We start from the raw sequence: 19,829 nt of genomic DNA on the forward strand, positions 1-19,829 counted from the left end.
CTGGGAGATGGTGCCCAAGGCTTCGGCTACCAAGCTGATGCTGGTGGCAGCCTCGGATGGTGCAAATAGAACAACAATATTGCTCGGAGCGTTCCGCGTCCGGGCTGCAAATGCGATCTGCTGATCCGTGAGTCTGCTCGCCCAAAGCCTGGGCGGAGGAGGTTGCTGTATGGAATGCCTTTCCTTTTCCACCGCTGTACCACCGGACGCCGTCCTGTCGCGCTTCGAACTGTGCCGCACACGGGATCTCGATGAGGCTCGACTGTGGGGCGAGCGCATCTTCTGCGAAAACCGCTTGCGTAGCCTGAGTGCCAAGGGCTCGATCAACACGCGCATCTATTATCGGAAGCTCGGCGGTGTCGGCATCGGCCGGATGAGCTATGGCGGCGACATCTCGATAGAACCCGTGGTGCTGGATACCTTCGCCCTGATCCAGATGCCGATCCGCGGCCAGGAGCTGATCGAGTCCGGCGGCCAGCGCGTGCTGTCGAACCCGGGCACGGGGTCGATCCTCAACGCCCTCACACCCACCTCTATCTATCACAGCGACAGCACGGAAAAGCTGATCATCCGAGTCGACCGTGCCCTGCTCGAACGCCACTGTCAGCAGCACCTGGGACGCACCCTGCGCAAGGGCATTGAATTCCAGCCATCCATGCCGTTGGCTACGCCCGAGGGGCGGCGCTGGATGCGCATGGTCGGATGGGTGTATGACAGCCTGTCCGCTGACGAAGGGGACCTGCCGCCACTTCTGGCCAGTCAGCTGGAAAACACCCTGGTGACCATGCTGCTAGCCTGCCAGCCGCATACCTACAGTGCGGAGATGGCTTGCGATGATGGGCCATCCATCGCCCCGTCCTTCGTCAAGCGGGTGGAACGCTACATCGAGGAACATGCCCACGAACCCATCACGATCGTCGACATGGCCGAGCATGCCGGCGTCAGCAGTCGATCCCTTTTCACGGGCTTCCGCCGCTACCGCAACACGTCACCCATGCTGTACCTCAAGGAAGTACGCCTGCGCAATGTCCATGAAGAGCTGCGGCGGCAATCCGCCGGCAGCACCACGGTGACTGCGGTGGCCTTCTGTTGGGGCTTCAGCCACCTTGGTCATTTCACCACTGATTACAAGCGCCGCTTCGGCGAGAGTCCTTCGGAAACCCTGGCACGCTGAGGGTCGTGGACAGGGATGTCGGTCACCGCGCATTTTCTGCGCTGGAGGGATAAGTCCCTCAGTCAAGGGAGCGTCAGCCCGAGCGTTGCTTTCTAGGATGGCTTGCAAGCGCGCCGCATCAAGCGGTGCCTGTCCGTCAGCCTATCGGGAGATTCCCCCATGTCCGAACAACCCATCATCCGTCGCCGTGTGGTCAAGACCGGCATCAGCGATGCACGTGCCAACAACGCCAAGACCCAGAGCCAGTACCAGCCCTACAAGGACGCTGCCTGGGGCTTCATCAACCACTGGTACCCGGCGCTTTTCAGCAACGAGCTGGCCGAGGACCAGGTGGAGGGGATTCAGATCTGTGGCGTGCCGATCGTCCTGCGCCGGGTCAACGGCCAGGTCTATGCGCTCAAGGACCAGTGCCTGCACCGCGGCGTTCGGCTGTCGGAAAAGCCCACGTGCTTCAACAAGAGCACCATCTCCTGCTGGTACCACGGCTTCACCTTCGACTTGGAGAGCGGCAAGCTGGTGACCATCGTCGCCAACCCGGATGACAAGCTGATCGGCACTACTGGGATCACCACCTACCCGGTGCACGAAATCAACGGGATGATCTTTGTCTTTGTCCGCGAGGATGACTTCGCGGATGAGGATGTGCCGCCGCTGGCCCACGACCTGCCGTTCCGTTTCCCGGAGCGCAGCGAACAGTTCCCGCATCCGCTGTGGCCGGCTTCGCCGAGTGTGCTCGACGACAACGCCGTTGTGCTGGGCATGCACCGCACCGGCTACGGCAACTGGCGGATCGCCTGCGAGAACGGTTTCGACAATGCCCACATCCTGGTGCACAAGGACAATACCATCGTCCACGCCATGGACTGGGTGCTGCCGCTGGGCCTGCTGCCCAACAGCGACGACTGCATCGAAGTGGTCGAGGATGAAAATGGTCCCAAGGGCATGATGCAGTGGTTGTTCACTGACAAGTGGTCGCCAGTGCTGGAGAACGAGGAGCTCGGGCTGAAGGTTGAAGGTGTCAACGGGCGCCACTACCGCACTTCGGTGGTGCTGCCCGGCGTACTGATGGTAGAAAACTGGCCCGGCGATCACATGACCCAGTACGAGTGGTATGTGCCGATCACCGATGACACGCACGAATACTGGGAAATCATTGTGCGCGTCTGCGACACCCCGGAAGACCGCAAGAAGCATCAGTACCGTTACGACCACGTGTACAAACCGCTCTGCCTGCACGGTTTCAACGATTGTGACATCTATGCCCGCGAAGCCATGCAGAACTTTTACACCGACGGTACGGGCTGGGACGACGAGCAGCTGGTGGCCACCGATATTTCACCGATCACCTGGCGCAAGCTGGCGTCGCGCTGGAATCGCGGCATCGCCAAGCCTGGTCGCGGGGTCGCGGGTGCGGTGAAGGACACCAGCCTGATCTTCAAGGAAACCGCCGACGGCAACCGCCCTGGCTACAAGGTTCGCCAAATCGAAGACCATTGATCCCGGTACCTGTCCGGCGCCTGGCGCCGGACAGCCTTCGGCAAGGACCTTCCCGATGACAAGCCAATTCGATTCCACCAGCCGTTTCGTCACGGTCGACGGCGTGCGCCTGCACTACTGTGAGGTCGACGGACCGGCCGATCACCTGCCGGTGATCTTCACCCATGGCGGCGGCCCCGGCAGCACCGGCTGGAGCAACTTCCGGCAAAGCGCAGCGGCTTTTGCCGCCCGGCACCGCTGTTACTTTCTCGATTTTCCTCAGTTCGGTCATTCCGACCGGGTTCCGGTGGAGGGGCCGGTATTTGGTTGGCACGCGCGCAAGCTGCTGGGGTTCATGGACGCCCTGGGCATTCGTCAGGCCCACCTGGTCAATCAATCCTTCGGTGGCTGCGTGGCGATCCGCTTCGCCGCTGACCATCCCGAGCGGGTCGCCAGCCTGGTGCTGATTGGTTCGCAACCGGTGGAGCGGGGCGTGATGAGCCCGCTGCCCATGTTCAGCAAGCACGCCGCCAGCCTCATGACTGACTACTACCTGGCCGATGGCGGGCCGAGCCTGGAAAAGATGCGGACCTTGATCCGGTGTTTCGAGCTCCACGATGACAACCGCCTCGACGAGGAGAGCCTGCGCCTGCGCTACGAGGCCAGTTGCCATCCGGATCACATCGAACTGCTGCGCACGCCAGGAGCATTCGGTGAGTGGGAGAACCTGATGCCGGTATTCGCTCAGGTAACGGCACCGACCTTGATCTTCTGGGGGCTGCACGATTGGTTCGGCGGTATCGACGTGCCGATGCTGATGCTCAACCAGTTCGCGGACGCGCGCCTGCACGTCATGGGCAATGCCGCGCACCACCTGCAGAGCGAATGCCCGGATGAATTCAACGCGGTCGCACTGACCTTTATCGGGGACTATCAATGAGCAGCCAAACTGACCTGCATTATCTGGAGATGCACGAGCTGTCCTTGCTCATCCGCACGGGCAAGTTGTCTCCCGTTGAAGTGACCGAAGCGCAGTTGGCGCGGATCGACAGGCTCGACTGTGATCTGCACAGCTACGCCTGCGTTACCCCTGAACTGGCTCTGGAACAGGCTCGCTTGGCCGAGCGGGAGTTGGCCAAGGGCATCTGCCGTGGTCCGCTGCACGGCATTCCGATCGCGGTGAAGGACCTGTTGCACACGGCGGGCATTCCCTCGTCCGCGGGGATGCCGATCCATCGCGAATTCATTCCGCAGGAGGACGCCACGGTGGTGGCGCGTCTGCGCGAGGCCGGCGCGGTGTTGCTGGGCAAGTTGCAGATGACCGAAGGGGCGTTCGCCATCCATCATCCGGACTACACGCCGCCGAACAACCCCTGGCACGCGGGCCATTGGGCCGGTGCCTCTTCCAGCGGTTGCGGCGTGGCGACCGCCGCAGGGCTCTGCTATGGCTCGATCGGCAGCGATACCGGTGGTTCGATCCGCTTCCCCAGTGCGGCCAACGGCCTGACCGGCCTCAAGCCGACCTGGGGCCGGGTCAGCCGGTATGGCTGTTTCGAGCTGGCGGCCAGCCTCGACCATATCGGCCCGATGACCCGCAGCGCGAAGGATGCCCTGTTCCTGTTGTCGACGATTGCCGGGCACGATCCTCGCGACCCCACGTCGTTGCCCTGCGTCTGCCTGGAAATTCCGGGCATCGATGAGTCGTTCCATGGCTTGCGCGTTGGCGTCGACGAGGCCTGGCTCAGTGATGGCGTTGACCCGGTGATCCAGAGCGCGCTGCAACAGGTGCTGGGCGTGATGGCGGCGGGTGGCGCAACGCTGCAGCGCGTGTGTGTACCCGACCCCCGTGCGGTGAGCGCCAACTGGGAAAACCATTGCGGCGTGCAGACCGCTGTCGCGCATTCATCGACCTACCCACAATTTGCGGCGGAGTACGGTCCGGCGCTGAGCCGGTTGATCGATGGCGGGAGGGCGCTCAGTGGTATGGACTACCAGCGTGTACTGCTCGATGCGCAGCGCTTCAACGGGGAGCTGGAAGCGCTGCTGAACCAGGTCGACCTGCTGATCGCTCCGGTTCAGCCCATTGCGGCGCCGACGCACGAACAACTGGCGAACCTGGCGCAGGACCCGGAAGCGAACCGACGACTGATCCAGTTCACCGCGCCGTTCAACGTCAGCGGGCATCCCTGCCTGAGCCTGCCATGCGGTTTTACCGACAGCGGCCTGCCGATCGGCGTGCAGTTCATCGCCGGCAAAGGCGAGGAGGGCCTGCTGTGCCGTGCCGGCATGGCGCTGCAGAAAGTGACCGATTGGCACAAGGCGCGTCCTGCCAGCTTATGAAGGCTCCTTTGTACCCGTGCCGCGTTGGCACGGGTTTTTTTCGCTGTCTCCTCAATTCCTCTCCGTTTGCGCCTCTGCTGGCGCTGGAAGATTTCGTCGGCCTCGCGCCTCGGTCGCAGGAAGTTGCGCTGCCGGGATAACGCCGTAACCCACGGGAGCGCGAGCCCTGAGGCGGCTTCCTAAGATCGGGCCATGTCAGTGAAATCCAGAGGCCTTCCGGCCACTGGGTCGAGCCATGAATCCAGCCAGCACGCGGAAGCTGGCAACCGATGCCCGCTATGGAGCAAACCGCTCATGAAAGACCTCCAGCACCAAGTCACTGTGAACTTCTCCGATGGCGTCAGCCGCAGCTTCAACGTTGGCGCCGAGACGAGCATTCTGGATGCCGCCATCGAGGCGGAAATTCCTCTGCTCTACCAGTGCCGCTCAGGGAGTTGTTCGAGTTGTATCGCCCAGCTCGCGGTGGGCGTGGCGCATACCCGTCCCGGCGCCAGTTCCACGCTGCTGGCCAGCGAATACAACGCTGGCCAGCGCCTGCTGTGCTTGTGCCAGGCACAGTCCGACTGCACGTTCGATCTGCCCTACGGCAGCGAGGTCGGTTCCAGCGCGGCCCGTGAGGTGCACGTCTTTATCGATTCGGTCGAACGCATCGCCAGCAATGTGGTTCGCCTGACCCTGGAACTGGCGGACGGGCAGTACCTGGAGTTCCGTCCTGGCCAGTTCATGCAGATCCACGTGCCAGGCTTCGGCGTACTGCGCAGCTACTCGCCCTCCAGCACCATGAGCAGTCTGCCAAAGCTGGAGTTTCTGATCCGTCTGCTGCCGGGTGGGGCCATGTCCAGCTATCTGGAAGAACAGGCCAAGCCCGACGAGGTCCTGACGCTGGGCGGCCCTTACGGTGCGTTTTTCCTGCGTGAGGAGAAGAAGCGCGCGCCGCACATCTTCGTCGCGGGCGGGACGGGCCTTGCACCGATCATGTCGATGATCGACACCCTCCGTCAGGGTGGCGGTCGCAAGCCACCGATGCTGCTGACCTTTGGCTGTGCCACGCCGGACGCGTTGTTCTGCCTCGACGATATCGAGTTGCGCCAGCAGTGGCTGCCAACGCTGGAGGCACGCATCTGCGTGGATCGCGAGCCGAGCGGCGATCTGTATCACGGCAGCCCGGTCAGTGCCCTGCGCGAAGGCGACGTGGTCAGCCCCGATACTGTCGCCTACCTGTGCGGTCCGCAGCCGATGATCGATGCCGCCACCACGCGGTTGATCGAACTGGGCGTCACCCCCTCGAATATTTTTAGCGAACAGTTCGTTGCCAGCCATTAAGGAGCCCGCCATGCAACCCACCACGCCCGTACCTTTTTCGGCCGAGCAGATGAAGTGGTACGAACAGGCCTGCGCGAAGATCGATCCGAAGCGCCTGCAGGAACTGCTGTTCGCCATCACCGATATCCATAGCCCGACCGGCGCCGCCCGGGCGGCCAGCGAGTTCATGGTCAGCCATCTGAACAACATTGGAATGTCGGCGCGTTACCAGCCGATGGGGTTCGGCAGTGGCAACGTGTTGGCCGAGATGCGTGGCAGTGGCGGCGGTGCCAGCGTCCTGTTGTATTCGCCCATCGATACCCATCTGGAGTGTGACGACGCCGAGAAGGTGCTCACCGGGGACGCGGGGGAGGTCGACATGCAGCCCGCTGCCCGCATGATCGATGACTGGGTTTTCGGTCTGGGTTCTTCCAACCCCAAGGGCATGGTCGCCACGCTCACCGAGGTGGCCACTGCGCTGATCGAGGCGGAGGTGCCCCTGGTCGGCGATCTGATGGTGGGCATGGCGGACGGCGGCATGCCTGTGGATATTTCTGCCCGTGGTCATGCGGGGATGTCCAACGGCGTAGCGCACCTGCTCAACCGTGGCGGCGCCCCTGATTTTGCCATCGTGATGAAACCCTGGAACTGGGTTTACCACGAAGAGCCGGGCATGGGCTGGTTCAAATTGCGCGTTTACGGAACCCTCGGCTATGCCGGCGTCCCCCGTGGCACGCCTGGCTTCCGCAGCTCGGTGGTACCAGCGGCAACGGTGATCCAGGAACTGGAGCAGTGGATCATCGATTACGCCGAGCGCAATACGTCCGGTGTGATCAAGCCCCATGGCTGGATCGCCGGTGTGCGCAGTGGCGATCCGGAGCGACCGGCTTTTCCCTCGGCGGTGACGGAGATTTTCTTCGATGTGCGGATCAATCCGCGCACCACTCCGGCCGACGTCAGGGCGCAGTTCGCCAGCTTCGTCCGCAATCTGCAGGCCGAGCGCCCAGAGCTGGACCTGGACTGGGAGATGTACGGCTCGGTGTCTGGCGGTACCACGGATCCGCAGAACTGGATCATCCAGTCGTGTAAACGCGGTTGGGAACATCTCGAACGGCGTCCCCATGGCACGCCTGACCTGCTGGGCGGGCAGACCGACGGTGCAGCCCTGCGCCGCCTGGGGATACCCACCGCACGCATCGGCTGGCCGTGGCCGGCACAGGGGGCGCCGCTGCCCGTGGCCGAAGGCCTGGGCGGGATGGGCGCGACCTATATCCCCGACCTGATCCCCTGCGCGAAGAAGATCATGTACGCGCTGATCGACACCCTGACCCGGCCGCGCCACGAGATGGGCCTTTGAGCCCGAGGAGGAGCCATGCGCAAGCGCATAAAGATGATCTTCCCGGTGCCGATGAGCGAAGCGACCCGTCCCATGGTGGAGTCGCAACTGCCGGCATCGCTGCTACGAGCGGATATCGAGGTGTGCTTCGTCGGTGCCGGCCAGGTGACCACCCTGGCTGACAGCTACTACGACATGGCGCTGATGGAACAGGCGGTGATCGAAGCCGGCATCAAGGCCGAGGACGAGGGCTTCGACGCATTGTGCATCAACACCGTCAGCGACTCCGGCCTGGCCGCCCTGCGCTCGCGCCTCTCGATCCCCGTCCTGGCGCCGGGACAGAGCGCGTTCCACATGGCCTGCGCGCTGGGCCACACGTTCAGCATCCTGACCATGTGGCCGCGCTGGTTTCCCCTGTACCGCAAGACTCTGCGGGAATACGGCCTGGAGTCGCGGCTGGCGTCCATTCGCTCGATCGACGTACGCCCGGACACCGCCGCACTGTTGCAAGGCAAGGAAGAACTGGTGTTCGGCAAGCTGCTGGAAGCCGCGCAACGCGCCATCGAGGAGGATGGAGCCGACGTGCTGGTGCTCGGCTCGACCACCATGCACCAGGCCCACGCCTATCTCGCGGAGCATCTCCCGGTACCGGTGCTCAATCCCGGAGTGATCGCTTACAAGCTCTGCGAGGTACTCCTCGACCTGGGGCTGAGCCACAGCAAGCGTGCCTACCCCATCCCGGAACAGATCAAGGACGCGGCGTTCATTCGTTGAGCGCTTTCGTCAGGAGTCACAGCATGAAACTCTTCCACTCCCCGGAAACCCCGGTCACCGACCAGACCATAGGCCAGGCGTTGGCGGCCTTTCGCGATGGCGTCCTGAGCAGCACCGAGCTGGTCCAGGCCTGCCTGGAACGATCCGACGACGGCCGGGACCTCAATGTCTATGTCACGCTGGATGCCGCCGGAGCGCTGGCGGCTGCGGGCGCCGCCGATGCCGCGCGTGCCGCTGGTTTGCCGCCCAAACCCCTGAGCGGTATTCCGATTGTGGTCAAGGACAACATCCACGCAGCCGGGCTGCCCTGTACGGCGGGTACACCGGCGCTGGCCGATTTCGTTCCGCAGGAGGACGCACCAGTGCTGAAAAAGCTCCGCGATGCCGGAGCGATCCTGCTGGGCAAGACCAACATGCATGAGCTGGCCTTCGGTGCCACGGGCTTCAACGCCGCGTTCAACACGGGTAGCCAGCCCGGCGTCCGCAATCCGTATGACAGCGAGCGCATCGCCGGTGGCTCCTCATCCGGCAGCGCTGCGGCCCTTGGCGCGCGCATGGCCCTGGCTGCCTTGGGCACCGATACCGGCGGCTCGATGCGGATTCCTTGTGCGCTCAATGGCTGCGCTTCATTGCGCCCCAGTTGGGGGCGCTATTCGGCGAGCGGTATCGTGCCGATCGCCCATAGCCGCGACACCGCCGGTCCCATGGCGCTGTGCATGGCCGACGTGGCGCTGCTGGACGCCTTGATCACGGACGAGCATGGCCTGCCGCCCGTGACCCTGGCTGCCCTGCGCCTCGGGGTCGCCCAGGAGTTCTGGAACAACCTGGACGAAGACACCCGCGAGGTCGCCGAAGCGGCCCTGGAAACACTGCGTGCCCACGGGGTGACCCTGGTGGACATTCCCGATGCGGGGCTGCAGGTGCTCAATCAACCGGTCGGCTTCCCGGTGGTGATCCACGAGGCCTATGAAGACATGGTTGCCTACCTGCGCGAACAGGGGCCGGCTATCGACATCCAGGCGTTGGCGCGTGGCATCCACAGTCCGGACGTGCGGGCCATCTACGAGCAATGGGTGCTGCCGCGGAAAATGCCCGGCGAAGATGGCCCGGTTGACGTTGCACCTGCCTATGAAACCGCGCAGCACGGTGGGCGCACGGTGCTCAGGGAGCGTTACCAGGATCTGTTCGAGATCCATGTCCTGGACGCGCTGGTCTTCCCGACAACGCCTGCCGTCGCCCCCTTAGCCAGCCCCGAAGTCAATCGGCCGGAGCAGTTCGAGCGACTGATCCAGAATACCGAACCCGCCGCCAGTGCCGGCCTGCCGTGTATCCAGATGCCAATTGGTCTGGGCAGTCGCAGTGGCCTGCCGATCGGCCTGGAACTGGATGCTCCGCTCGGTACGGATCGGCGTCTGTTGGCCATCGGCATCGTCCTCGAGTCGATTCTGGGACGCATCCCTCGTGCCTGAACGGCGGAGCTGGCGTACCTCCACACCTCATCAACCTGGAAGTGAGCACCCATGATCCTGGATGACCAGCTACGCGACAAAGTGATCATCGTGACCGGCGGCGGCAGCGGCATGGGCCGCGAGACCTGCCTGGCCCTGGCAGCCGCTGGCGCCAGGGTGGTGATCGGTAATCGCAATCCCAAGACCGGAGCGGACCTGCTCGAAGAAGTCCATGCTGCGGGAGGCCAAGCCCTGTTCCGTGCCACCGATGTCTCCCGCGTCGCCGACTGCGAAGCCCTGGTTGGACTGGCCATGGAGCACTATGGCCGGGTGGATGGCGCTTTCAACAATGCTGGCCTGCAGCGGGACTTTCTCGCTGTGCATGAGGCTCCGGTGGAGGACCTTTCGGAAGTCATCGACATCAACCTCAAGGGCGTCCTCTACATGATGAAGTACGAGGCTGCGGCGATGCTGTGCAGCGGTGGTGGAACCATCGTCAACAACGCCTCGATCTTCGGCCTCAAGGCCATGCCGGGAACGACCGCCTACGTCGCCTCCAAGCACGGCATCGTCGGTGCCACCCGCGCGGCAGCCCTGGACTACGCGAAGCGCGGCATTCGAGTGAATGCGGTATGCCCCGGACCGATCAAGACACCGAGCTTCGATCGTGTCACCGGGGGTGATGAGCACATGTACGACAACGGTGTCCCGATGCACCGCATCGGACGTGCACAGGAGGTCTGTGCTGCCGTGCTCTGGTTGCTTTCTGAACAGTCCTCCTACGTAACCGGCGCCACGCTTTCGGTGGATGGCGGGATGTCGGCGGAATAGTCACAGCCGCTCACCCGTCACCGGGGCAGTGCATCAGCGCCCGGGCGACCGATCGGTGAGCCATTGCTACAGGAAAACCCGAATGATCAATGCGATGAGCTATGTCGTCGTTCAAACCCCGTATCTGGCGCAGTGGCTGGATATGGCGGGCAGCCATATCGGCCTGCAGGTGGAGTGCATGCAGCCGGACGCCTGTGCGCGGCTGCGCATGGACGAAAAGGTCCAGCGCCTGCTGGTGTGCGCCGCCGACAGCATGGCGCTGACGATGGGCTATGAGGTTCCCGCTGCAGCGGACCTGCCCCGCGTGCAGCAGGCCTTGGAGGCGGCGGGCTATCCGACGACAGCTGGGACCGAGGAAGAGAAGCGCCTTCGTGGCGTTATCGATTTCTTTCACTTCCGCGACCCCGACGGCAACCGGATCGAGGTCGCCTGGAACCTGCAGAGCGCAGCCACGCCCTTCCAGCCCGGCCGCCCCATCGGTGGGTTCCGCACGGGCGAGTTGGGGATCGGTCATGTGGCGCTGATGACCGCGCATTTCGAGCGGATGTGTCACCTTTACAAAGAGGTGCTCGGCTTCCGCGTCAGTGACCGTGCCAGCGCGCCGTTCAAGGTGGAGTTCCTCCACGTCAATCCGCGCCACCACACCATCGGTATCGCCGATACCGGCACCGGCGCCGGCATCTACCACCTGATGCTCGAATACAACGACTTCGACGATGTTGGCCGTGCCTACGACATGGCCCTGGAAAAGCCCGAGTGCATCGGCGTCACCCTCGGCCGCCACATCAATGACCATGTGACGTCCTTCTACCTGAAGAACCCGGATGGCTGGATGTTCGAACTGGGCTGGGCGGGCCGCACCATCGGGCCCGACTGGCAGGTGGAGGAGTTGCCCGGCATGAGCCTGTGGGGGCACGACCGCACCTGGCTGCCGCCGGAAAAGCGCGCCGAAGCCCGAAGGATTCTCCGACGCCTGGCGGATAGCGGCTTACGCGCCCCCGTCGTCACCCACACTCAAACCGCAAAGGCCAAACAATGACTACAGCTACTTCGCAGGGCCAGGACTTGGCCTCGCCGGAAATCGCCAACTTCCTGCAGATCGGCGACTACCGCGTCAATTATCACGATCAAGGCTCGGGGCAGCCGATCCTGCTGATCCACGGCTCCGGCCCGGGGGTCACGGCGTGGGCCAACTGGCGCGGCGTGATCCCGGCGCTTGCGCAGCGTGCACGGGTGATCGCCCCAGACATGCTGGGTTTCGGTTACACCCAGTGCCCGGCCGGGCGAGCCCTCGATCCGGATGCCTGGGTCGGGCAACTCATCGGCCTGCTTGATGCCCTGGACATTGCGCAGGTGTCGGTCGTTGGCAATTCCTTTGGCGGCGCCATCGCACTGGCCCTTGCCCATCGCCACCCCGAACGGGTCCGGCGACTGGTGTTGATGGGCGCGGTCGGTGTGTCGTTTCCGATGTCCGAGGGCCTGAACAAGGTCTGGGGCTACCAGCCCTCGATTGCCGCGATGCGCGAACTGATGGGCGTGTTCGCCTACGACCAGGGGCTGATCAATGACGATCTGGTGCGCATGCGCTACGAAGCCAGCGTGCGCGACGACGTGCAGACGCGGTTCGCCCAGCTCTTTCCGGAGCCGCGTCAGCAGGGCGTAGAGATGCTGGCGCTGCCAGAGTCCGCTCTGCGTGCGTTGCCCCACGACACCCTGATCATTCACGGTCGCGACGACAAGGTGATTCCCCTGGAGGTTTCCGAGCGTCTGCTGCGGCTGATTCCCCATGCCCAGATGCATGTTTTCGGTGAGTGCGGCCACTGGGTGCAGATCGAGCGGGCCCAGGCCTTCAGCCGTCTGTTGATCGAATTCCTGGGTCTGGACCAGAAGAAGGAGCGCGTATGAACCGCAAGAGCATTCAAGGACGTTGGGAGATACTGTCCTGGGAGCAAGCTTACGACGACGGCCGGCTGGTGCACCCCATGGGCACAGAACTGGAAGGCTTCATTGAATACAGCGACTACGGGATGTTCTGTGTCATTGCCAGGAAGAACCGCGAACCGCTCGAAGGTGGACAGTGGTCGGCCAGTGACGGCGACAAGGCCAAGGCTTACAACAGCTACCTGACCTATGCCGGGGACTACGACGTGGAAGGCGGGCTGATCCACCACCACGTACGCCATAGCCTGTTCCCCAACTGGGAGGGAGGCTCCCAGAAGCGTGTGGCGACCTTCAACGGCGAAACCCTGGAGCTGACCGCTCGCCTGGAAGAGGGCACGGCTGAAGCGCGAACCGCGAGGCTGGCCTGGAGGCGAGCCGCGGCAGGCAGGGAAGAGTAAGCGGCATTCAGAACAAGGGCGTAGACATTGGCTATGTGATTTCTGACATCCCCACGGTATCTTTGGTCAAGGCGGTATCCAAGGATGGATAAGGGGGTTGTATGGGTCTCGAAGACCGCGATTGGCTCCACGAAGAGCGAGCGAAGAAAGAAGCAAAAACGTGGAAGCGCCCAGGCCGTTTTATGCCTCCTTCCGCGTCTTCGTCGGATAACGGCGGGCCAATCGAAGGCATCAATCGACCGGTCAAGCAGCCTACATCCCCATCCTACGTCCATCTCCAAGCTCAGGAAATTCTGGCTGCACGTAACAGCAAGTCTCCGCCGCCGCGCTCCTTGGCGGTTTTGCTGTTCATGTGCCTCTCCGTCGCAGTCACCGCGCTCTACCTCTACTTCTAGCTGCCTCCTCGCTTTCCAGCCCCGTGACAACGACCGTCACGGGGTTCGGTCTTCTGTCGCCTTCACATTGCGCCAGCCACGCCTGGTGCCCAAGCGGGAGGGCTCCCGCGCGCGGGAGGGACCCGCTGGGCGCCGGCGCGCTGACGTCCCTGTAACACGTCAGATAAACCAAGTTCGAAACGGCAAATACAGGCAAGTAATGGAGATTTGGAAATGAAGGCTAAGGATCTGTTGCGGGTTGATCCGCTTTTCAATGAAGACCCGAAGGGGCGTGTGTTCTTCGATCCGCACACCATGAAAATGGTCGATCTGAGCAAGGTGCGTTTGCTCCGCTGTGGCGTGGATACGGTCCGCCAGCTCTATCGCGGTCTGATCCGTCCAGGTGTGATTGAGCTGTTCGACAACCCGGGCACCATCGTTGATTTCGCGGGTGAGCGTTGGCATTCCGGGCGAGTGGGCAAGGACTCCGGTTACCAGTACAAGCTCCAGAATGCTGACCTTGGGTTCATCCTGCTGGTGAAGAACTTCAACGCGAAGGTGGACGCCATCGGCCCACACGTGAAGATCGAAGTTTCCCCTCACGCCATTGATGCGTTGAGCCCCGAACGGCTTCAGGCTCGGATGGATCACTATGCCGAGCAGCTTCTCTCACACGTCGAGGTAAACCAATGTGCCGTCCATCTGGCCCTCGATCTCCAGAACTGGACACCGCCTGCCGACTTCGTCGCCCGCATGCACTGCCGGGCCAGGACGCACCGCGACGTTTCCGGCATCAACGAGATTCAGTGGGACACGAAGTCGAGCATCTACGGGCGTGGCGAAACCTACATGTTCGGTTCGGCCAACGGCATTCAGCTCTGCCTCTACAACAAGACCGAGCAGGCCAGGGCGACCGACAAACTGGACTACTGGGAGAGCGTCTGGAAGCGCCGTGACTCCTTCTGCGATGAAGACTCGTTCAACTACGACCCGAAGCAAGACGTGTGGCGGATCGAGCTGCGCTATCACCATTCCATCGTCCAGCAGTTCGCCTCCGGCTCGATTGATGCCCGCTCCGGCCAGGCCATCGAAACCAAGACCTTCGAAGCCTTCTCGGGTCATCTGGACGGCCTGTGGCGGTACGGCTTGGGGCAATTCAAGCTGCTGGCTCGTCCTGGCTACTTCGAACCGATCTGGTCCCTGATCCGCAATGACGTGGTGGTCGATCTGCCAGTGGACTCCCTACTGGAGGAAACCGAGTACAAGCGCTACCACAAGACCAGTCGGGGCTTTTCCGGGAAGAACGTGGAGCTGTTCCTGGGAAACTTCGTGAGCCTGCTGGCAAGGGAGCGGGTGGGCGCAAAAAAGGCATTTGATCGGCTGCAAACCTGGGAGTGCTGGCCGGTCATCCGCGATCACTATGCCGCCAAGGAGATGAGCGAACTCGACATCTACAAGCACATTAAGAACCTGCTGGAGGAACGCCATATCCGGTGGGGGAGGGCGGTGTAGTGGCCATCGTTCAGTTGCCTGATGGTCGTTGGCGAGTCGATGTGGAACCCATCAAGGGGAAGCGTTTCCGCAAGACATTGAAGACCAAGGGAGAAGCTCAACGCTTCGAAGCTACGTGCCGATCCAGGTGCATCGAAACGCCCGCCTGGAACCCCAAACCGAAAGATCGCCGCCGCCTCTCCGAGCTGGTTCGTCTCTGGTTCAACCTGCACGGCCACTCGCTGCGTGACGGTAAACGTCGCCTCTCCAAGCTTGAGCAACTGGCAACGCGGCTCGGTGATCCAGTCGCAAGACTGCTCGATGCTTCGACCTACTCGACTGTGCGACGCAAACGCCTGGATGCTGGTGTATCGCCCAAGACCATGAACAACGAGCTGGGCTACATCCGTGCCGTGTTCAATGAGCTACGGGACTTGGGGCAAATCGACTTCGAAAACCCATTGGTTGGGGTGAAGCCGCTGAAGCTGCAAGAACGGGAGTTGTCCTGGCTGACCAATGAGCAGATTGCCGAGTTGCTGGATGCGATAAGGAGCCGATGCGAGAACCCACATACCGAATTGGTTACGCTGTTATGCCTAGCCACGGGTGCCAGATGGTCAGAGGCCGAGAAGCTGACGCCCAACCGCCTTCAGGGGAACATCGTCACCTATGCCGGCACGAAATCGGGAAAGGTCCGTTCGGTGCCGATTCCCAAGGAGCTTGCTGATCGGCTCAGGAAGCATTGGCGAACCAATGGGCAGTTCACCTCCTGCATTACTTCCTTCCGCCGTGCCTTGGAGCGAACCACAATCCAGCTACCACAAGGCCAAGCCAGCCACGCTCTGCGGCATAGCTTCGCCAGTCACTTCATGATGAACGGTGGAAACATCCTGACGCTTCAGAAAATCCTGGGACACTCCACGGTCGCGATGACAATGCGTTATGCACATCTATCCCCAGATCATTTGCAGGATGCGATGAAATTTGGACCGTTGCTCAATGTCTGAGGAGGGCGGCGCCTTAAGGGGCCTTAAAGCGCCGGGTGACTTCATTTGACTCGACGAATACGAGGCGTGCCGTCTTTGCTGCGAGCCTCTGACAGTACGGCGTTTAGAGAGTTCTTCATGACCTCTTGCCCATAAAGGGCCAAAAAGCCGTCTACACCACCTACCTTGCTTGCAATGTGCAGAAATGCCGCATTTCCATGGAGCATTCTGCCGTTCTTGACTACGTGGAAGGACGAGCTGTTTTTGGTGGTCTTTTCCATTTTCGATACCCTTCGCTAACTAGCTGGTTTAGCCGTGCATTTGTTCCCCCGCCCACCTCCTTATGGATGCCGGGCGGGAATAGATCAAGGGTGTCTCGAGCCAAATTTTTTCGCTTGCGCAGGGCGGCGTTCTTTGCGGGGCGAAGGGAGGGTTCGACGTTTTTTCGACATTTTAGAGCGGAAAAGAAAAAGCCCCTGAAATTCTCTAGGAAAATCAAGGGCTTAGTCTTGGATTTTGGTGGAGCCGGGGGGATTTGAACCCCCGTCCGCCAGCTCTCCGCTTTCGGGACTACATGCTTAGCCAAGTCTACTGAGTTAGCTCATTGCGGCCCGACTGGCAGGGTGCTCTGAGCGAGCTGTATAAGTTTTAGCCGTTACGTCTACAGCGAACTTGGCGGCGATCCTGTTCTATCTGACAGTCGTTTCGGGTTTACAGGCATCCCCTAGTGACTGCTGGCAGCCGAAGCCGCCAGAAGGGTTAGGCCGCGAGGGCCGCCCCGTAGTTGTCGTCGTTGGCAACTAATAGTTTGCAGCAGCTAATTTACGAGGTCTGCTACCAGCTCGGCATGCCCCTAGAGTTTTGTTACCGGCGTCGAATCCTAATCGGCCCCAAAACTGCTGGGTGTACAACATCGTCTATTCTACGGCATGGGCCGCGCAGCGTCGACTGCGCATTTGGTGTATTCGTCCATGCCAGCTATATGGGGGCTTGCGGTATGATTGCAAGCTATCGTCAGGAAGACTTTTTGAGCTGAGACGTCGCCATGCCGCGTTCCGCCCGAACTCCCCTGCGCCAGTGGATATGGCGTGCATTCGTCCAAAGCGCCCTGATCCCGTTGGTGCTGGTGGAGTCAGTGCTGATCACTGCCTACCTGCTGACCAACAGCGCGATCCGTGATGCGCAGGTCAATTACCTGCAGCAGAGTGCGCTGGAGGACTTGAGCAGTGCGGTGCAGCGTGAGGGCAAGGTCATCGACGTGCGCCTGCAAAGTATCGAGGTGCCTACGCGACTTTTTCGTGACGCGGTTGGGCGTGCGCTGCAGGATCGCAGCTTCAAGCCGGACCAGCTCGAGCGTGACCGTCATGTGCTGAGTTCGGACGGTGTGCTCTATACCAAGACCGACAACGGCCGGGCCGCTTCCTTTTATGCCAGCAGCACGCCGGTAGAACGCCAGGACCACGACAAGGCGCTGCGTCTGTCGCAGGTGGACCCGCTGATGCGTTCGATCCGCGAGGCCAATCCGTTGGTGGCGGCGGTCTATTTCAACAGCTGGGACAGCTATAACCGCATCTTTCCTTTCTTCATGACGCCCGAGCAGTATCCCCATGACATGGTGATACCGAACTACAACTTCTATTACCTCGCCGACGCCAAGCACAACCCGCAACGCAAGATGGCCTGGACCGACGTCTACCTGGACCCTGCCGGGTTGGGCTGGATGATGTCGGCCATTGCGCCGGTCTACCGAGGCGACTTTCTGGAGGGGGTGGTCGGGCTGGATATCACCGTCGGGCAAATGCTCAGCGAAATCGGTGATCTCAAAGTGCCCTGGCAGGGATACGCAATGCTGGTGAGCCGCGACCACAGCATCATGGCCCTGCCCGAGGCGGGGGAGCGTGATTTCGGACTGCGTGAGTTGACCCGCTATTCCTATGAAGAGGCCGTTCGCCGCGAAGTGCTTAAGCCAGAGGATTTCAGCCTGACCCGGCACCGCGAGATGCAACCGTTGCTGGATGCCATGGCCGCCGGCAAGGGCAACGTGCAGGAGGTAGAGTTGGGGGGACGCAAGCAGTTGGTGGCCTGGAGCGAGATTCCGCAGACCGGCTGGCGGTTGATGATGGTGGTGGACGAAGCGAACATCTTTCGCGAAACCAACCGCCTGGCCGAGCGCTACCAGCAGATCGGTTACCTGCTGATCGCTGGCTTGGCGTTCTTCTATGCCTTGTTCTTCGCTTGGATGTGGTCGCGCTCGCGGCGTCTCAGCAATGAGCTGGCGCAGCCCATGGCAGGCATCATGGGGATGATGCAACGCATTGGCGTAGGCGATTTCCGGCCTCCTGCACCGACCAGCCGAATCGCTGAGTTGCAGGCACTCGCTGAGGCTGTGCAGCTGAGCGGCTCGCAGCTGCAGGCCAGCGAGGAGGAGCGCCTGGAGGCCCGGCGCAACCTTGACCTGGTACTTGAGAGCACCACGGAAAGCCTGTGGGAGGTGGATGCGGGCAGCCAGTCGATCAAGATGAGCGGGCGCTTCGTGAAGCGTTTTGGTTTGCGCAGCGACCACTTGCCCCTCAACGAATTCAACGATCGGGTGCATCCGGATGACGTCGAGCGAGCGCGGCGTCTGCGCTTGCTGTTCTCCAGCAGCGAGCAGGACAACTTCGATGCCGAGTATCGCTTTGCCGACGCCGAGGGGAACTATGCCTGGCTGCTTAGTCGCGGCAAGGTTCTGGAGCGCGATTCCGACGGTCACGCCTTGCTGGTGGCGGGCACCCATGTGGACATCACGCGCTTGAAGGAAGTGGAGGAAGAGTTGCGTCTGGCAACGCGCGAAGCCCAGGCCGCCAGCCAGGCCAAGAGCCGATTCCTCTCCAGCATGAGCCACGAGCTTCGCACGCCGCTCAATGCAATCAATGGATTCGCCCAGCTGATCGGGCTGGAAGCCGAGGGGCGGGAGGATCGCAAGGTAGAGGGCGACTACGCCCACGAGATCGTCAACGCCAGTCGTCACCTGACCTCGCTGGTGGACGACATTCTCGACCTGTCGAGCATCGAGAGTCGCCGCCAACAGCTGCAATTGACGCCCGTGGATATCGGGCCGCTGCTGGCCAGCTGCGCTGAGTTGATCCAGCCGGAATTGCAGGCGCGCCGATTGCAGCTGCAACAGATGCCCCCGCCCGAGCCGCCTTTGCATGTGTTGGCGGATGCGCGCCGGCTGCGTCAAGTGGTGCTGAACCTGTTGTCGAACGCGATGAAGTACAACAGCCCGCAGGGAATGGTCAGCATGGGTTATGAGGTGCGTGCCGCAGGCGTGCGTCTGTGGGTGGCCGACAGTGGTCCGGGCCTGAGCCCGGAACAGCAGGCCATGCTCTTCCAGCCCTTCCAGCGGCTGGGGCGAGAGAATTCCACCATTCCCGGAACCGGGATCGGCCTGGTGCTCTGCCGTGAACTGGCGGAGCTGATGGGTGGTGAGATGGGCGTCAGTAGTGCGCCGGATGTCGGCAGCCGCTTCTGGATCGACCTGCCCAGTGCGGCGGAGCGCAGTGAGGCCGAGGTGCCGGCCGAGCCGGAGGTCAGCGAGCCTCAATCGCTGCCAGAGGTGCTATGCGTGGAGGACCACCCGGCCTGCCTGAAGGTGCTGCAAGAGGGGCTCAGGGACTTGGCTGATGTTCGCGGTGCCGGGTCGGTGGGTAGGGCCGTGACGATGCTGGAGGCCAGTACGCCGGCGTTGTTGCTGCTGGATCTGGACTTGCCTGACGGCGACGGTTTGGAGGTGCTCGATTTCGTTCGCGGCGATGCCCGCCTGGCGCAAACGCCGGTACTGGTGGTGAGCGCTGCGGTGGACGAGAAACTCCTGGCCGAAGCGCGTCGCCGGGGGGCGGATGCTTGCTTGAGCAAACCCGTGGACCTCAAGCAGGTACGGCGAATCGCGCTATCGTTGCTCGGCCAGGAGGCTTAG

Annotated in this window: 17 protein-coding genes and 1 other RNA gene; 16 read left to right on the forward strand and 2 right to left on the reverse strand. The window is 62.2% G+C overall.

Annotation, left to right across the window (positions count from 1 at the left end):
* Window positions 1–169: 169 nt before the first annotated feature.
* The 15 genes from OXH74_RS12150 (at window position 170) to OXH74_RS12220 (ending at window position 15,892) form a co-directional block, all read left to right on the forward strand.
* Complete coding sequence (locus OXH74_RS12150) at window positions 170–1,174, forward strand: AraC family transcriptional regulator (protein WP_375741397.1); 1,005 nt, start codon at window positions 170–172, stop codon at window positions 1,172–1,174.
* A 159-nt stretch (window positions 1,175–1,333) separates the two neighbouring features.
* A complete protein-coding gene (locus tag OXH74_RS12155; protein WP_375741398.1) occupies window positions 1,334–2,671 on the forward strand; it encodes a Rieske 2Fe-2S domain-containing protein in 1,338 nt (445 codons plus the stop codon).
* 55 nt (window positions 2,672–2,726) lie between these two features.
* On the forward strand, window positions 2,727–3,590 hold the full coding sequence (locus tag OXH74_RS12160; protein WP_375741399.1) for an alpha/beta fold hydrolase: 864 nt from the start codon (window positions 2,727–2,729) through the stop codon (window positions 3,588–3,590).
* Complete coding sequence (locus tag OXH74_RS12165) at window positions 3,587–4,990, forward strand: amidase (protein WP_375741400.1); 1,404 nt, start codon at window positions 3,587–3,589, stop codon at window positions 4,988–4,990. Before OXH74_RS12160 ends, OXH74_RS12165 begins: the two co-directional genes overlap by 4 nt.
* 294 nt (window positions 4,991–5,284) lie before the next feature.
* Window positions 5,285–6,313, forward strand: coding sequence for an FAD-binding oxidoreductase (locus OXH74_RS12170; protein WP_375741401.1), 1,029 nt, complete (start codon window positions 5,285–5,287; stop codon window positions 6,311–6,313).
* A gap of 10 nt (window positions 6,314–6,323) precedes the next feature.
* A complete protein-coding gene (locus tag OXH74_RS12175) occupies window positions 6,324–7,649 on the forward strand; it encodes an acetylornithine deacetylase (protein WP_375741402.1) in 1,326 nt (441 codons plus the stop codon).
* Window positions 7,650–7,664: 15 nt separating this feature from the next.
* Entirely contained in the window at window positions 7,665–8,402 is a 738-nt protein-coding gene (locus OXH74_RS12180) for an aspartate/glutamate racemase family protein (RefSeq protein WP_375741403.1), read from the forward strand.
* 23 nt (window positions 8,403–8,425) lie between these two features.
* Window positions 8,426–9,871, forward strand: coding sequence for an indoleacetamide hydrolase (gene iaaH / locus OXH74_RS12185; protein WP_375741404.1), 1,446 nt, complete (start codon window positions 8,426–8,428; stop codon window positions 9,869–9,871).
* Window positions 9,872–9,922: 51 nt separating this feature from the next.
* Window positions 9,923–10,681: an SDR family NAD(P)-dependent oxidoreductase gene (locus OXH74_RS12190; protein ID WP_375741405.1), complete on the forward strand. Its 759-nt coding sequence runs from the start codon at window positions 9,923–9,925 to the stop codon at window positions 10,679–10,681.
* 82 nt (window positions 10,682–10,763) lie between these two features.
* Window positions 10,764–11,720 carry a VOC family protein gene (locus OXH74_RS12195; protein WP_375741406.1) on the forward strand — a complete coding sequence of 319 codons (957 nt, stop codon included), beginning with the start codon at window positions 10,764–10,766 and terminating at the stop codon, window positions 11,718–11,720.
* On the forward strand, window positions 11,717–12,586 hold the full coding sequence (locus OXH74_RS12200) for an alpha/beta fold hydrolase (RefSeq protein ID WP_375741407.1): 870 nt from the start codon (window positions 11,717–11,719) through the stop codon (window positions 12,584–12,586). The genes OXH74_RS12195 and OXH74_RS12200 overlap by 4 nt, the downstream gene beginning before the upstream one ends.
* Entirely contained in the window at window positions 12,583–13,020 is a 438-nt protein-coding gene (locus tag OXH74_RS12205) for a lipocalin-like domain-containing protein (protein ID WP_375741408.1), read from the forward strand. The genes OXH74_RS12200 and OXH74_RS12205 overlap by 4 nt, the downstream gene beginning before the upstream one ends.
* Window positions 13,021–13,121: 101 nt before the next feature.
* On the forward strand, window positions 13,122–13,415 hold the full coding sequence (locus OXH74_RS12210) for a hypothetical protein (RefSeq protein ID WP_375741409.1): 294 nt from the start codon (window positions 13,122–13,124) through the stop codon (window positions 13,413–13,415).
* A 213-nt stretch (window positions 13,416–13,628) separates the two neighbouring features.
* Window positions 13,629–14,906, forward strand: a complete 1,278-nt coding sequence (locus tag OXH74_RS12215) for a hypothetical protein (protein WP_375741410.1) — start codon at window positions 13,629–13,631, stop codon at window positions 14,904–14,906.
* On the forward strand, window positions 14,906–15,892 hold the full coding sequence (locus OXH74_RS12220) for a tyrosine-type recombinase/integrase (protein WP_375741411.1): 987 nt from the start codon (window positions 14,906–14,908) through the stop codon (window positions 15,890–15,892). The genes OXH74_RS12215 and OXH74_RS12220 overlap by 1 nt, the downstream gene beginning before the upstream one ends.
* 41 nt (window positions 15,893–15,933) lie before the next feature.
* Here the strand turns inward: OXH74_RS12220 and OXH74_RS12225 are convergent, their stop codons facing one another.
* Entirely contained in the window at window positions 15,934–16,152 is a 219-nt protein-coding gene (locus OXH74_RS12225) for a hypothetical protein (RefSeq protein WP_375741412.1), read from the reverse strand.
* 236 nt (window positions 16,153–16,388) lie between these two features.
* Window positions 16,389–16,763: a transfer-messenger RNA gene (ssrA, locus tag OXH74_RS12230) on the reverse strand.
* Between the two features lie 153 nt (window positions 16,764–16,916).
* On the opposite strand from ssrA, the gene OXH74_RS12235 reads away from it, so the two are divergent.
* A complete protein-coding gene (locus OXH74_RS12235) occupies window positions 16,917–19,829 on the forward strand; it encodes an ATP-binding protein (RefSeq protein WP_375741413.1) in 2,913 nt (970 codons plus the stop codon).

Source organism: Metapseudomonas boanensis, assembly GCF_042232855.1.
Classification (GTDB): domain Bacteria; phylum Pseudomonadota; class Gammaproteobacteria; order Pseudomonadales; family Pseudomonadaceae; genus Metapseudomonas; species Metapseudomonas boanensis.

Bases quoted from the DNA above. Each gene is read 5' to 3' on its own strand.
- OXH74_RS12150 (WP_375741397.1), top strand. From the start codon at position 170: ATGGAATGCCTTTCCTTTTCCACCGCTGTACCACCGGACGCCGTCCTG.
- OXH74_RS12155 (WP_375741398.1), top strand. From the start codon at position 1,334: ATGTCCGAACAACCCATCATCCGTCGCCGTGTGGTCAAGACCGGCATC.
- OXH74_RS12160 (WP_375741399.1), top strand. From the start codon at position 2,727: ATGACAAGCCAATTCGATTCCACCAGCCGTTTCGTCACGGTCGACGGC.
- OXH74_RS12165 (WP_375741400.1), top strand. From the start codon at position 3,587: ATGAGCAGCCAAACTGACCTGCATTATCTGGAGATGCACGAGCTGTCC.
- OXH74_RS12170 (WP_375741401.1), top strand. From the start codon at position 5,285: ATGAAAGACCTCCAGCACCAAGTCACTGTGAACTTCTCCGATGGCGTC.
- OXH74_RS12175 (WP_375741402.1), top strand. From the start codon at position 6,324: ATGCAACCCACCACGCCCGTACCTTTTTCGGCCGAGCAGATGAAGTGG.
- OXH74_RS12180 (WP_375741403.1), top strand. From the start codon at position 7,665: ATGCGCAAGCGCATAAAGATGATCTTCCCGGTGCCGATGAGCGAAGCG.
- iaaH (WP_375741404.1), top strand. From the start codon at position 8,426: ATGAAACTCTTCCACTCCCCGGAAACCCCGGTCACCGACCAGACCATA.
- OXH74_RS12190 (WP_375741405.1), top strand. From the start codon at position 9,923: ATGATCCTGGATGACCAGCTACGCGACAAAGTGATCATCGTGACCGGC.
- OXH74_RS12195 (WP_375741406.1), top strand. From the start codon at position 10,764: ATGATCAATGCGATGAGCTATGTCGTCGTTCAAACCCCGTATCTGGCG.
- OXH74_RS12200 (WP_375741407.1), top strand. From the start codon at position 11,717: ATGACTACAGCTACTTCGCAGGGCCAGGACTTGGCCTCGCCGGAAATC.
- OXH74_RS12205 (WP_375741408.1), top strand. From the start codon at position 12,583: ATGAACCGCAAGAGCATTCAAGGACGTTGGGAGATACTGTCCTGGGAG.
- OXH74_RS12210 (WP_375741409.1), top strand. From the start codon at position 13,122: ATGGGTCTCGAAGACCGCGATTGGCTCCACGAAGAGCGAGCGAAGAAA.
- OXH74_RS12215 (WP_375741410.1), top strand. From the start codon at position 13,629: ATGAAGGCTAAGGATCTGTTGCGGGTTGATCCGCTTTTCAATGAAGAC.
- OXH74_RS12225 (WP_375741412.1), bottom strand. From the start codon at position 16,152: ATGGAAAAGACCACCAAAAACAGCTCGTCCTTCCACGTAGTCAAGAAC.
- OXH74_RS12235 (WP_375741413.1), top strand. From the start codon at position 16,917: ATGCCGCGTTCCGCCCGAACTCCCCTGCGCCAGTGGATATGGCGTGCA.